Source organism: Streptomyces seoulensis (assembly GCF_004328625.1).
Classification (GTDB): Bacteria; Actinomycetota; Actinomycetes; order Streptomycetales; family Streptomycetaceae; genus Streptomyces; species Streptomyces seoulensis.
On the sequence record NZ_CP032229.1, the window covers coordinates 1,697,477 to 1,710,189 of the forward strand.

10 protein-coding genes and 1 pseudogene are annotated in these 12,713 nt (G+C 70.1%); 6 read left to right on the forward strand and 5 right to left on the reverse strand.

Annotated features, from left to right (window positions below; translation table 11 throughout):
- Nucleotides 1–17: 17 nt before the first annotated feature.
- From D0Z67_RS07950 to D0Z67_RS07960, 3 genes are all read right to left on the reverse strand, one after another.
- The gene (locus tag D0Z67_RS07950; protein ID WP_031179825.1) at nucleotides 18–938 is read right to left on the reverse strand and encodes a sugar ABC transporter permease; all 921 of its coding nucleotides are present in this window, start codon (nucleotides 936–938) and stop codon (nucleotides 18–20) included.
- A 19-nt stretch (nucleotides 939–957) separates the two neighbouring features.
- A complete protein-coding gene (locus D0Z67_RS07955; RefSeq protein WP_031179824.1) occupies nucleotides 958–1,962 on the reverse strand; it encodes a carbohydrate ABC transporter permease in 1,005 nt (334 codons plus the stop codon).
- 104 nt (nucleotides 1,963–2,066) lie between these two features.
- Nucleotides 2,067–3,341: an extracellular solute-binding protein gene (locus D0Z67_RS07960; RefSeq protein ID WP_031179823.1), complete on the reverse strand. Its 1,275-nt coding sequence runs from the start codon at nucleotides 3,339–3,341 to the stop codon at nucleotides 2,067–2,069.
- A 469-nt stretch (nucleotides 3,342–3,810) separates the two neighbouring features.
- Between D0Z67_RS07960 and D0Z67_RS07965 the strand changes: the two genes are divergently transcribed.
- Both D0Z67_RS07965 and D0Z67_RS07970 read left to right on the forward strand, forming a co-directional pair.
- Entirely contained in the window at nucleotides 3,811–4,845 is a 1,035-nt protein-coding gene (locus D0Z67_RS07965; protein ID WP_031179822.1) for a LacI family DNA-binding transcriptional regulator, read from the forward strand.
- A 98-nt stretch (nucleotides 4,846–4,943) separates the two neighbouring features.
- On the forward strand, nucleotides 4,944–5,801 hold the full coding sequence (locus D0Z67_RS07970; RefSeq protein WP_078873078.1) for a phosphatase PAP2 family protein: 858 nt from the start codon (nucleotides 4,944–4,946) through the stop codon (nucleotides 5,799–5,801).
- On the opposite strand, the gene D0Z67_RS07975 is transcribed toward D0Z67_RS07970, so the two are convergent.
- Nucleotides 5,789–8,782: a bifunctional [glutamine synthetase] adenylyltransferase/[glutamine synthetase]-adenylyl-L-tyrosine phosphorylase gene (locus tag D0Z67_RS07975; protein WP_031179820.1), complete on the reverse strand. Its 2,994-nt coding sequence runs from the start codon at nucleotides 8,780–8,782 to the stop codon at nucleotides 5,789–5,791. The two genes, D0Z67_RS07970 and D0Z67_RS07975, sit on opposite strands and share 13 nt — an antisense overlap.
- Before the next feature lie 262 nt (nucleotides 8,783–9,044).
- On the opposite strand from D0Z67_RS07975, the pseudogene D0Z67_RS30115 reads away from it, so the two are divergent.
- Both D0Z67_RS30115 and D0Z67_RS30120 read left to right on the forward strand, forming a co-directional pair.
- Nucleotides 9,045–9,215 (forward strand): annotated as a pseudogene (locus tag D0Z67_RS30115) (VOC family protein); the annotation flags it as partial.
- Nucleotides 9,212–9,625, forward strand: coding sequence for a VOC family protein (locus D0Z67_RS30120; RefSeq protein ID WP_031179818.1), 414 nt, complete (start codon nucleotides 9,212–9,214; stop codon nucleotides 9,623–9,625). The pseudogene D0Z67_RS30115 and the gene D0Z67_RS30120, both read left to right, overlap by 4 nt.
- Nucleotides 9,626–9,632: 7 nt before the next feature.
- Here the strand turns inward: D0Z67_RS30120 and D0Z67_RS07990 are convergent, their stop codons facing one another.
- A complete protein-coding gene (locus D0Z67_RS07990; RefSeq protein WP_031179817.1) occupies nucleotides 9,633–10,994 on the reverse strand; it encodes a glutamine synthetase family protein in 1,362 nt (453 codons plus the stop codon).
- Between the two features lie 324 nt (nucleotides 10,995–11,318).
- On the opposite strand from D0Z67_RS07990, the gene D0Z67_RS07995 reads away from it, so the two are divergent.
- Together D0Z67_RS07995 and D0Z67_RS08000 are read left to right on the forward strand one after the other, a co-directional pair.
- Nucleotides 11,319–11,993: a DUF3105 domain-containing protein gene (locus D0Z67_RS07995; RefSeq protein ID WP_031179816.1), complete on the forward strand. Its 675-nt coding sequence runs from the start codon at nucleotides 11,319–11,321 to the stop codon at nucleotides 11,991–11,993.
- Entirely contained in the window at nucleotides 11,990–12,622 is a 633-nt protein-coding gene (locus D0Z67_RS08000) for a DUF305 domain-containing protein (protein ID WP_031179815.1), read from the forward strand. Before D0Z67_RS07995 ends, D0Z67_RS08000 begins: the two co-directional genes overlap by 4 nt.
- Nucleotides 12,623–12,713 lie beyond the last annotated feature (91 nt).

The following is a 12,713-nucleotide window of genomic DNA, read 5'->3' on the forward strand; positions in this document are numbered from 1 at the left end:
GCGGGTGCGGCGGGGCGTCAGCCCTTGGTTCCGCCCGCGGTGAGGCCGGTGACGAGGTTCTTCTGCACGAGGTAGAAGAACACCGACACCGGTATCGCTATCAGCACCGCGGTCGCGGCCATGTAGTTCCACTGCGCGTCGTGCTCGCTGACGAAGGTCTGCAGGCCGACCGCGAAGGTGTACTTGGAGTCGTCCAGCATGAAGGTCGTGGCGAACGCGACCTCGCCGACCGCCGTGATGAAGTTGTAGAACGCGGCGACGGCCAGGCCCGGCCGGGCCAGCGGCAGGATCAGCCGGAAGAAGGTGCCGAACGGGGTGAGCCCGTCCACCCGGCCCGCCTCGTCGATCTCGAAGGGGATGGTGTCGAAGTACCCCTTGAGCAGCCACGCGCTGTACGGCACGGCGGTGGAGCAGTTGATGAGGATCAGCGCCCAGTAGGTGTCGATCAGGCCCAGCTCGCCGAAGATCTCGTACATCGGCACGATCAGGATGGCGATCGGGAACGCCTGGGTGAGCAGCAGGACCCACATCAGCGGCTTGTAGCCGGGAAAGCGCATCCGGGAGACGGCGTAGCCGGTGGTGGCGGCGACGAAGACGCCGATGAAGGTGGTGCCGAGCGCCACGATCATCGTGGACTTGAACCAGTCGAAGAAGCCGGTGTGCTGGAGCACGAAGGCGTAGTTGGCGAAGCCCATCCGGCCGAAGATGCGGCCGGGGTGCAGGTAGTCGTCCTTCTCCGGGCCGAGCGACAGGAAGAACAGCCAGGCCACCGGGACCAGCGCGATCAGGCTCGCCAGGACCAGGCCGACGTGCAGCAGGACGGTGCCCAGCGGGCCGCGCTCGCCGCGCCGGCGGGTCGCGCGGGGCCGGGCGGCGGCCGGCGCGGCGGCGGTGAGGCCGAGTCCGGGTGCGGTCTCGGGGGGTGTCGTGGTGCTCATGGCGGCGGCTCCTGCGGCGTCAGACGGCGAGCTGGTCATTGCGCTTCAGCCAGCGGAAGTAGAAGGAGGTGAACACGGTCAGGATCGACAGCAGCAGTACGCCGTACGCGGCGGACTGCGCGAAGTCGCGCGGCTGCTGTCCGAAGCCGAGGAAGTAGGCCCAGGTGACGAGGATCTGGGCGTCCGGGGCGCCGGTCGGGCCGAACAGCAGGAAGATGATGGCGAACTGGTTGAAGGTCCAGATCACACCGAGCAGGACGACGGTGGAGCTGACCGAGCGCAGTCCGGGCAGGGTGACGTGCCGGAAGCGCTGCCAGGTGCTCGCGCCGTCCATCTCGGCGGCCTCGTACAGCGAGGAGTCGATGGACTGGAGCCCGCCGAGCAGCGAGAGCATCATGAACGGCACACCGCACCATGTGTTGACCATGATGGCGGCGAACCGCTGCCAGAAGGTGTCCTCCAGCCACTGCGGCTGGGGCAGGTGCAGGGCGCCGAGGATCTGGTTGAGCACGCCGGAGTCGGCCAGCATGATCCGCCAGGAGAAGACGGTGACGAAGGTGGGCACCGCCCAGGGCAGCACCAGCAGCAGCCGGTAGACGGTGCGGCCGCGCAGCTTCTGGTCGAGCATCATCGCGAGGCCGAGTCCGATGACGTAGTGCAGGGTGACGCAGGCGGCGGTCCAGAACACGGTCCACAGGAAGTGCGACCAGAAGCGGTCGTAGGCCGTGGGGCCGAAGAGGATGTCCTGGTAGTTGTCCAGCCCGATGAACTTGTAGGTGGCGTCGATGTGGTTGACGCCGATGGTGCGCGCCGAGTTGAGGCTGTTGGCGTCGGTGAGGGTCAGGTAGAAGCCCCGCACCAGCGGGTAGCCCACGAGGACACCGAGCACGACGACCACGGGCGCGATCATCGCGTACGCGTACCAGTACCTCTGGTAGCCGTTCTTCAGGCGCTGACCGAGACCGGGCCGGGGCGGCCGCTCACCGCTGCGCCGGCCGGTCGCGCGGTCGATGGCGACTGTCATGGTGCGACACCTTCTACAAGTTCGGGGGCGGGCTGGTCACAGGCCGGTGGCCGCCGGGTTCCCCCCATCCCCCACGGCGGGGGGAACCCGGCGGCCACACGGGCTCACTTGCTGAAGTCGGGCACCAGCTTGGCGATGGCCAGCTCGGCGTTGCTCAGGCCCTTGTCCAGCGGCTCCTTGCCCCCGGCCACCTTGGGCAGCTCGGTGTCCAGCGGACCCCACAGGGAGCTGTACTCCGGCAGCGCCGGGCGGGGCTGGGCGGCGGAGAGCACGCCCTGGTAGCCGGCGATGCCGGGGTCGGCCTTCACCTGGGAGGTGTAGGCGTCGCCGCGGGTCGGCAGCGTGGAGTTCTTGAGCGCGACGGTCTCCTGGGACTTGGCCGAGGTCATGAACTTCACGAACTTCAGGGCCGCTTCCTGGTGGGCCTTGTCCGAGCCGGCGTAGACCGAGAGGTTGTGGCCGCCGGTCGGGGCGCCCGCCTTGCCGGACGAGCCGGCCGGGACGGTGGCGATGCCGAGGTTGGACTTGTCCTTGAAGGCCGAGCCCTTGTAGAAGTTCGTGATCTCCCAGGGGCCCTGGATGATCGAGGCGACCTTGCCGTTGACGAACGCGTCCTGGATGTGGGCGTAGGCGTCCGCGGTGGTGTCCGCCTTGTGCAGGCCCTTGCCGGAGAACGTGCTCTGCCAGGTGCCGTACGCCTTCTTCGCCGGGGCGGAGTCGACGGTGATCTTCTTGGCCGAGGCGTCGACGGTGTCGGTGCCCTCGCCGTAGAGGAAGCACTGGGCGTAGTACGCCTGGGTGGAGCCCCAGTAGCCGTCGACCTTCGCCTTGTCCTTGACCTTGGCGGCGTCGGCCTTCAGCTCGTCCCAGGTCTTGGGGGCCTCGGTGATGCCGGCCTTCTTGAACAGGGCCTTGTTGTAGACGAACGCGAGGGTGTCGGTGACCAGCGGCACGCCGTAGGTCTTGCCCTCGTACTGGGCCTGCTTGATCAGGTTGGGCTCGAACTTGTCCTGCTCGGCCAGGGCGTCGGTGCCGTCCAGCGGCAGGAAGAAGCCCTTCTTGGCGAAGGCCGGGGTCCAGCCGACCTCGGACCGCAGGATGTCCGGCGCGCCCTTGGAGCCGGCGGCGGTGTCGAACTTGTTCTGCGCCTGGTCGAAGGGCACGTTGACGTACTTGACCTTGATGTTCTTGTTGGCGGCCTGGAACTGCTCGACCAGGGCCTTGTACGTCGGCGCCTCATTGGTGGCGTTGGAGGTGTCCCACCAGGTGAGGGTCACCGGGCCGTCCGCTTTGCTGTCGCCGTCGTCGCTCCCGCCGCACGCCGTCGCCGTGAGGGCGAGGGACGCAACGAGCGCGGAGGCAGCTATGCCACGCCGCATGAGTTCTCCTTGAGGGTGAAAAGCCCGAGATTGCAGGGGCGGCCCCGTCTGCCGCCACCCGCGTCGTGCCGACTGCGCCATTGCCGCGGCCGGGCGACTCGGAACGTAACAGCGTTGTAAGCGCCGCGAAAGACCTTGCAGAAAAAAAGTGCAAGAAGACGGCCGGGTTACCGTGTCGTGACCTGCGCCAGACCTTGTCGAAATACTGGTCTACCGCCGGTAGGCGGGTTGACGGACACTTGTGCAAGACTCTGCAAGCTCTTGCCGCGGGGGGCCGCCGCCGGGATCATCCCCTTGCGGCCGTGCGCCGGGCGGACCGTCCGGCGGGCACGAGCGACGACATGGCCATGACGGGCCACGAGGGGCAAGGAGCGCGATGACGCGGCAATCCACGGCGGGCCGTTCGGCCGCCCGCGCACGGCGTCCCGCCGGTGCGCCGGGAGCGGTTCGGCCGGTACAGTCCACAGGCGTGACCACACGGCTTGCGGACATCGCTGCGCAGGCGGGGGTGAGCGAAGCGACCGTCAGCCGGGTCCTCAACGGGAAGCCGGGCGTCGCCGCCACCACCCGCCAGTCCGTCCTGGCCGCCCTGGACGTGCTCGGCTACGAGCGTCCGGTGCGGCTCCGCCAGCGCAGCGAGGGCCTGGTGGGCCTGATCATCCCCGAGCTGGAGAACCCCATCTTCCCGGCGCTGGCGCAGGTCATCGGCCAGGCGCTGACCGGGCAGGGGTACACCCCGGTGCTGGCCACCCAGACCCCGGGCGGCTCCACCGAGGACGAGCTGACCGAGATGCTGGTGGACCGGGGGGTGGCCGGGATCATCTACGTCTCCGGGCTGCACGCCGACACCACCGCCGACATGCAGCGCTACGAGCGACTGCGCGCCCAGGGCGTGCCGTTCGTGCTGGTGGACGGCTTCTCGCCGAAGGTGCAGGCACCTTTCATCTCCCCCGACGACCGGGCCGCGACCACGCTGGCGGTCACGCATCTGGTGTCGCTGGGGCACACCCGGATCGGTCTGGCGCTCGGTCCGAAGCGGTTCGTGCCGGTGCAGCGCAAGATCGAGGGCTTCGTCCGCGCGATGCAGGACCAGCTGGGGCTGGGCGCGGACATGGTCGCCGAGGAGCTGGTGCAGCACTCGCTGTACACCCTGGAGGGCGGCCAGGCGGCGGCCACCGCGCTCATCGAGCGCCGGTGCACGGCCGTCGTGTGCGCCAGCGACATGATGGCGCTCGGCGCGATACGGGCGGCCCGGCAGCTCGGCCTCGACGTGCCGCGCGACGTGTCGGTGGTCGGCTTCGACGACTCGCCGCTGATCGCGTTCACCGACCCGCCGCTGACCACCGTGCGCAAGCCCGTCCCGGCCATGGGCCAGGCCGCCGTGCGCACGCTGCTGGAGGAGATCGGCGGAACGCCCGCCCCGCACAGTGAGTTCGTCTTCATGCCGGAGCTGGTGGTGCGTGGGTCCACCGCCTCGGCGCCGGGCGAGCGTTCGCGCGGCTGAGCCCCCGCCCCGCCAGGCGTTTTCGCGCAGAACATGCGCGGGGGCACCGGCCTTGGGATGATCTGTCGAGCATCCCTTGTCTGGCAGACTTGGTAGCTATGAGTGACTCGACCGTGACAGGCCCGGACGGCCACCGCGACGAGGTGGCCGTACCGCGGACCGTCGCGGTCCGGGACGGTGGCGGGGTACGGACCCTGCGCGAGAGGTTCCGCCGTCCCCGGCGCCCCCGGCTGTGGTTCGAGATCCTGCTGATCGGGGCGAGTTACTGGACGTACTCGCTCATCCGCAACGCCGTCCCGGAGCAGAAGCGCGAGGCGCTGCGCAACGCCGACGCGGTGTGGTGGCTGGAGCACCAACTGGGCATCGCCGTCGAGGCGTCCGTCAACCACGCGGCCGACTCGGTCGGTTGGCTGATCATCGGCATGAACTACTACTACGCCACACTGCACTTCGTGATCACCATCGCGGTGCTGGTGTGGCTCTACCGATGGCATCCCGAGCGCTACGCCCCCATCAGACTGGTGCTGTTCGCCACCACGGGCGTGGCCCTCGCCGGGTACTACCTGTTCCCGCTCGCCCCGCCCCGGCTGATGCGCGGCGGCCACTTCATCGACACCGTGATGGTGCACCAGACCTGGGGCTCGATGGCCTCCGGCGACCTCAAGCACATGTCCAACCAGTACGCCGCGATGCCGTCCATGCACATCGGGTGGTCGCTGTGGTGCGGGCTGACGGTGTTCGCGCTGGCCTCGGTGCCGTGGGTACGGGTACTGGGGCTGGCGTACCCGGCGCTGACGCTGCTGGTCATCGTCTCCACCGCCAACCACTTCTGGCTGGACGCGGTCGGCGGGGTGCTGTGCCTCGCCTTCGGGGTGGGGGTGGCCCGGCTCTGGTACGGCCGGTGGCCGCAGGCGCCCGGAGCCGGGCTGGGTTCCGGCGCGGGTCAGCCCGCGTAGAACAGCTCGTCCACCACCGTCCGGGCCCGGCGGGCGGTACGGCGGTACGCGTCCAGCATGTCGCCGGCCCGGCCCTCGCCGTAGCCCAGGTAGCGGCCCACCGCCGCCAGCTCGCGCGGCTCGGTGGGGAAGGTGTCGCCCGCCCGGCCCCGGACCAGCATCACCGCGTTGCGGACCCGGCTTGCCAGCACCCACGCCTCGTCCAGCACGGCCGCGTCCTCCGCGCCGATCAGGCCGGCCTCGCGGGCCGCCGCCAGCGCCTCGCGCGTCCTCGGGGTGCGCAGGCCCGGCACCTCCCAGGCGTGCCGGAGCTGGAGCAGCTGGACCGTCCACTCCACGTCCGACAGGCCGCCGGGGCCCAGCTTGGTGTGCAGCTTGGGGTCCGCGCCGCGCGGCAGCCGCTCGGACTCCATCCGGGCCTTCAGCCGGCGGATCTCGCGCACCGCGTCGTCGTCCAGGCCGTGGGCCGGGTAGCGCAGCGGGTCGATCAGCGTCATGAAGCGGCGCCCCAGCTCCGCGTCCCCCGCGACCGGCTCGGCCCGCAGCAGCGCCTGCGACTCCCAGCCCAGCGACCACCTGCGGTAGTACGCCTCGTACGACTTCAGGGTGCGGACCAGGGGGCCGGACTTGCCCTCCGGGCGCAGGTCGGCGTCGATCAGCAGGGGCGGGTCGGCGCTGGGGAGCTGGAGCAGGCGGCGCATCTCGGCCACCACCTTGTTGGCGGCCTTCGCGGCCTCGTGCTCGTCCACGCCCTCCCTCGGCTCGTGCACGAACAGCACGTCCGCGTCCGAGCCGTAGCCGAGTTCGTGGCCGCCGAACCGGCCCATGCCGATGATCGCGAACTTGGTGGGGAGGGTGTCGCCCCAGGTCTCGCGGACCACCGCGCGGAGGGTGCCGGCGAGGGTGGCGGCGGTGAGGTCGGAGATCGCGTTGCCGGTGCGGTCGAGGAGGACGCCCTCGTCGGGCTCCGCCGGGGTGGTTTCCGTGCCGTACGAGCCGACGATGTCCGCCGCCGCGGTGCGGAAGAGCTCTCGGCGCCTGACGCCTCGGGCCGCTGTCACGCCCTGTTCCGCGTTCTCCGCGCGGTTCACCGCCGCGGTGATCTCCTGCTCCAGCTGGGCCCTGCCGCGTGGTTCCAAGCCGCCCGCGTCTCCGTCGCCGAGGAGGGCCACGGCTTCGGGGGCGCGGAGGAGGAGGTCGGGGGCGAGGCGGCCCGCCGAGAGGACCCTCGCCAGGTTCTCCGCCGCCGCGCCCTCGTCCCGGAGGAGGCGGAGGTACCAGGGGGTCTTGCCCAGGGCGTCGGAGACCTTGCGGAAGTTCAGGAGGCCGGCGTCCGGGTCCGCCGAGTCCGCGAACCAGCCGAGGAGGACGGGGAGCAGGGTGCGCTGGATGGCCGCCTTGCGGGTCACTCCGGAGGCGAGGGCCTCCAGGTGGCGGAGCGCTGCCGCCGGGTCCGCGTAGCCGAGGGCGACCAGGCGTGCCCTCGCCGCCTCCGCGCTCAGCCTTGTCTCGCCGGGGGCAAGCTGGGCCACGGCGTCCAGGAGGGGGCGGTAGAAGATCTTCTCGTGCAGGCGGCGGACCACGCCTGTGTGGCGTTTCCACTCGCGGCGCAGGCCGGCTACCGGGTCCGTGCGGAGGCCGAGGGAGCGGCCCAGGCGGCGGAGGTCCTCTTCTGCTTCGGGGACGAGGTGGGTGCGGCGGAGCTGGAACAGCTGGATGCGGTGTTCCAGTTCGCGGAGGAAGCGGTATGCCTCGTCGAGGCGGGCGGCGTCCTCCCGGCCCACGTAGCCGCCTGTCGCCAGGGCTTGGAGGGCCTTCAAGGTGGTGCCGCTGCGGAGGGTCTGGTCCGTGCGGCCGTGGACCAGCTGGAGCAGCTGGACCGCGAATTCGACGTCCCTCAGGCCGCCTGGACCCAGTTTCAGTTCCCTGTCGATCTCCGCCGGGGGGATGTTCTCCACGACCCTGCGGCGCATCTTCTGCACGTCGGGGACGAAGTTCTCGCGGTCGGCTGCCTGCCAGACCATGGGGGTGAGGGCGTCGGTGTATGCCTCGCCGAGTTCTTTGTCGCCCGCTACCGGGCGGGCCTTCAGGAGGGCCTGGAACTCCCAGGTCTTCGCCCAGCGCTGGTAGTAGGCGAGGTGGCTGCTCAGGGTCCGCACGAGGGGGCCGTTGCGGCCCTCCGGGCGCAGGTTCGCGTCCACCGGCCAGATCGAACCCTCGATCGTGGTCTCCGAGCAGATGCGCATCATGTGGGAGGCGAGCTTCGTGGCCGACCTCAGGGCCTTCGTCTCGTCCGTGCCCTGGGTGGGCTCCGCCACGAAGATCACGTCCACGTCGGAGACGTAGTTCAGCTCGTGGCCGCCGCACTTGCCCATGGCGATCACTGCGAGGCGGCAGGCTTGGGCGTCCTGGGGGGCTTCCTTTTCCGCCATGGCCAGGGCTGCGCGGAGGGTCGCCGTTGCCAGGTCTGCCAGTTCCGCCGCGGTCTGGGTGACGTCCGTGGTGCCGCACACGTCCCTCGCGGCGATGGAGAGCAGGCAGCGGCGGTACGCCACCCTGAGTTCCACCTGGTCCGTGGCTTCTGCCAGGCCGCGTTCGAACTCCGTCACTCCGGGATGCAGGTCCCTGGGTTCGTAGGTGACCAGTTCCTGCCAGTCGTGGGGGTGGCGGGCCAGGTGGTCCGCCAGGGCCGCCGACGCGCCCAGTACGCCCAGGAGGCGGTCGCGGAGGGGTTTCGCCGCGATCAGGGTGTCCAGGAGTTCCCGGTGGTCCGTCGGGGCCGGCTGGGCCTCCAGCAGTCGTACCAGGCCGCGCAGGGCCAGGTCCGGGTCGGCTGTCGCGCCCAGCGCCTCCAGGAGGACCGGGTCCGCCTTCACCAGGGCCAGCTCGGGGCTGTCCAGCAGGCGCTCGGCTCCCGAGGGGTCCGTGAAGCCGTGCCGAAGCAGTCTGGTGAACGTGCTGCTCCTGCGCCCCGGCGTCATCCGCGGCCTCCCCTCGGGATCAAGACGGTCCTGGCCAGAGCCTAACCGTGCGGGTGGCCTCCGGTCGTTGCCGCGCCCCGCGTCGTCGTGGGTCGGGGCCGCGCCGGGGGTGTCCGTCCCCGGTCCGGCGGCTTACGTTTCCACGATGCGTTCAGCCTGGTGTCTCGCCGGCCGCTGCGGGCGGACACCCCCCGACACGTCCCCTTGCCGCCGTTTGCGGGTGCGGTGCGGTGGCGGACTGTCGCGGTTTCGGGTTCCGTGGAAGGGGCTTGAGGTGAGTGAGCCTGTGCGGTGTTCGGAGCGCGATGGGGGGACTTCCATGTACTTCCGCGATCCTGACGGGAACGGGTGGGCCGTTCAGGAGTACCGGGTCCGGGCCGACCAGCCGCTTCACCGGGTGCTGGCTCGGCTTGCCGAAGGGACGGCGTCGTGAGCGGGGCGCTGGGGCGGGGGTCCGTTGCCACTCGGTTGCCTGCTCAGGATTTGGAGCGGGCTCGGCGGTTCTATTCCGAGAAGCTGGGGCTTGAGCCGTTTGACGAGCGGCCCGGGGGGTTGCTTTATCGGTGCGGGGACTCGTTTTTTGTGGTGTTTCGGTCCACTGGGGCTTCGCCTGGGACTTTTACTCAGATGGGGTGGGAGGTCGACGACCTCGAAGCCACCCTCGCCGAGTTGCGGGGGCGGGGGGTGGTGTTCGAGGACGTCGAGGCTCCTGGGTTCCGGACCGAGGGGGGCGTCGCCGAGGTGCAGGGGAATTATCCGAGCAAAGGGGCGACAGGGGAATGGGCTGCCTGGTTCCGGGACAGCGAGGGGAATCTGATCGGAATTGGGCAGCCCATTCGGTGAACTGCGGCTACAGCACCGGCAGGTTCTTCCGCAGCTCGAAGGCCGTGACCTCGCTGCGGTACTCCTCCCACTCCGACTTCTTGTTGCGGAGGAAGAAGTCGAAGACGTGTTCGCCCAGGGTTTCGGCCACCAGGTCGCTGCGTTCCATCAGGGTCAGGGCCTCGCCGAGGTTCTGGGGCAACGGTTCGATGCCCATCGCCCGGCGTTCCGCGTCGGAGAGGGCCCAGACGTCGTCCTCGGCGCCCGGGGGGAGTTCGTAGCCCTCCTCGATGCCCTTGAGGCCGGCGGCCAGGAGGACGGCGTAGGCGAGGTAGGGGTTGGCCCCTGAGTCGAGGGAGCGGACCTCCACGCGGGCCGAGCCGGTCTTGCCGGGCTTGTACATGGGGACGCGGACCAGGGCCGAGCGGTTGTTGTGACCCCAGCAGATGTACGAGGGGGCCTCGCCGCCCGCGCCCGCCGTGCGCTCCGAGCCGCCCCAGATGCGCTTGTAGGAGTTGACCCACTGGTTGGTCACCGCCGAGATCTCCGCCGCGTGCCGCAGCAGGCCCGCGATGAAGGAGCGGCCGACCTTGGAGAGCTGGTACTCCGAGCCGGACTCGTAGAACGCGTTGCGGTCGCCCTCGAAGAGGGAGAGGTGGGTGTGCATGCCCGAGCCGGGGAACTCCGAGAACGGCTTCGGCATGAAGGTCGCCTGGACCCCCTGCTCCAGCGCGACCTGCTTCATGACCAGCCGGAACGTCATGATGTTGTCCGCCGTGGACAGCGCGTCGGCGTAGCGGAGGTCGATCTCCTGCTGGCCGGGGCCGCCCTCGTGGTGGGAGAACTCCACCGAGATGCCCATCGACTCCAGCATGGTGATCGCCTGGCGGCGGAAGTCCATGCCGACGTTCTGCGGGGTGTGGTCGAAGTAGCCGGAGTTGTCCGCCGGGGTCGGCCGGCTGCCGTCCGTCGGCTTGTTCTTCAGCAGGAAGAACTCGATCTCCGGGTGGGTGTAGAAGGTGAACCCCAGGTCGGAGGTGCGGGCCAGCGCGCGCTTGAGGACGTAGCGGGGGTCGGCGAAGGACGGGGAGCCGTCCGGCATCAGGATGTCGCAGAACATCCGGGCGGTGCCGGGGGCCTCCGCGCGCCAGGGCAGGACCTGGAACGTGGACGGGTCCGGCTTGGCGATCATGTCGGACTCGTAGACGCGGGCGAAGCCCTCGATGGCCGAGCCGTCGAAGCCGATGCCCTCGTCGAACGCCTGCTCAAGCTCCGCGGGGGCCACGGCGACGGACTTGAGGAAGCCCAGCACGTCCGTGAACCACAGGCGTACGAACCGGATGTCGCGCTCCTCCAAGGTCCGGAGCACGAACTCCTGCTGCTTGTCCATCTTCCGCTTCCCCATCCTTGCTGGTCAGGCCGCCTGTCCGTGGTGCGACGGGAGGCGGTCGGCACCTGAGCATCCCACCACATCGGCGTTTCGCGCGCGTTGCGGACCTTGATCGGCCGGAGGTCTCCGGGCTGAACGTTCCGCCTGCTCGGGACATACCGTCCTGCCGACCATCTTGCATGTTCATCGGGCCGTACGTCATGGCCGCATCCGCCGGGGCCCACGGCTGCGAATCATCCGGTTGTCGCACATCGCTCCCGCGCGTCCCTCCCGCGCCATTACGATCAGCGGACCCCGAGACCGCTCCGCGGAAGGACACGCCCCATGGGTACCGACCAGCACAGCCCCGCCTCCGCGCGCGCCGCGCGCATGGAGGAGATGCGGCGCGCCGAGCGGGCCCGCGCCCGTCGCAACCGGGTGCTGGTGATCGCCGCGAGCGTGGTGGCCGTCGCCGGGCTGGTGGTGGGCGGGGTGGCGCTGGTGCACTCCCAGTCGGACTCGGACAGCGGGAAGGACACGGCCGCCGACGCCAAGGGCGGCTCCGGGCACTTCACGACCGGCGCGGACGGGGTGCGCACCTGGTCCGGCAAGCTGTCGCGCACCCACGTCAGCACCAAGGTGACGTACCCGATGCACCCGCCGGTCGGCGGGAACCACAACCCGGTGTGGCTCGACTGCAACGGGGACGTCTACAAGGAGCCGGTGCGGGACGAGAACGCGGTGCACGCGCTGGAGCACGGCGCGGTCTGGGTGACGTACACCGACAAGGCCGAAAAGGCGGACGTGGACGCGCTCGCGGCCAAGGTGAAGCGGACGCCGTACTCGCTGATGAGCCCGTACAAGGACCAGGACGCGCCGCTGATCCTGTCGGCGTGGGGGCATCAGGTGAGCGTGAAGAGCGCGTCCGACCCCGAGGTGGACAAGTTCTTCGCCGCCTATGTGCAGGGCAAGCAGACCCCGGAGCCGGGCGCCTCCTGCACCGGCGGGGTCATGAAGTGAGGCGCGGGTACGTCGGGTTGGCGGCCGGGGCAGCCGTGCTGGCCGTCGTCGCGGCGGGGGCAGGGGGGTACGCGGCCGGCGGGGAGCGTGATTCCGCTTCCGTACAGGTGCCGGGGGCGGAGTCCGCGGACGCCGGGTTCGCGCGGGACATGGCCGTGCACCATCAGCAGGCCGTGGAGATGTCGTATCTGGTGCGCGACCGCACCGGTGACGAGGAGGTGCGGCGGCTCGCGTACGACATCGCGCAGACCCAGGCCAACCAGCGCGGGATGCTGCTGGGCTGGCTGGATCTGTGGGGGCTGCCGAAGGTGTCCGCCGAGCCGCCGATGACCTGGATGGGCATGGGTGACATGCCGCCGGGGCAGGACGGCGCGCTGATGCCGGGCATGGCGACCAACTCCGAGCTGCGCGAGCTGGGTTCGCTGAAGGGGCGCGCGGCGGAGGTGTTCTACCTCCAGCTCATGACGGAGCACCACAAGGGCGGGGTGCACATGGCCGAGGGGTGTGTGGCCCGGTGTACCGCGGGGCCGGAACAGCGGCTCGCGCGCGGGATGGTGGACGCCCAGCGGTCCGAGATCCGGCTGATGGCGGACATGCTCAAGAAGCGGGGCGCACCCGCCCGTTCGTGACGGCTCCCGATTAAGTCCGCTCTTTTCATGGTTACTTGAGCTTCTCTTGACCTTTTGCTTCCCCTGACATGAACGGTTCATCGGCCAGAGT

Coding starts and splice junctions, on each gene's coding strand:
- D0Z67_RS07950 (WP_031179825.1), bottom strand. CDS start 938: ATGAGCACCACGACACCCCCCGAGACCGCACCCGGACTCGGCCTCACC.
- D0Z67_RS07955 (WP_031179824.1), bottom strand. CDS start 1,962: ATGACAGTCGCCATCGACCGCGCGACCGGCCGGCGCAGCGGTGAGCGG.
- D0Z67_RS07960 (WP_031179823.1), bottom strand. CDS start 3,341: ATGCGGCGTGGCATAGCTGCCTCCGCGCTCGTTGCGTCCCTCGCCCTC.
- D0Z67_RS07970 (WP_078873078.1), top strand. CDS start 4,944: ATGAGTGACTCGACCGTGACAGGCCCGGACGGCCACCGCGACGAGGTG.
- D0Z67_RS07975 (WP_031179820.1), bottom strand. CDS start 8,782: ATGACGCCGGGGCGCAGGAGCAGCACGTTCACCAGACTGCTTCGGCAC.
- D0Z67_RS07990 (WP_031179817.1), bottom strand. CDS start 10,994: ATGGACAAGCAGCAGGAGTTCGTGCTCCGGACCTTGGAGGAGCGCGAC.
- D0Z67_RS07995 (WP_031179816.1), top strand. CDS start 11,319: ATGGGTACCGACCAGCACAGCCCCGCCTCCGCGCGCGCCGCGCGCATG.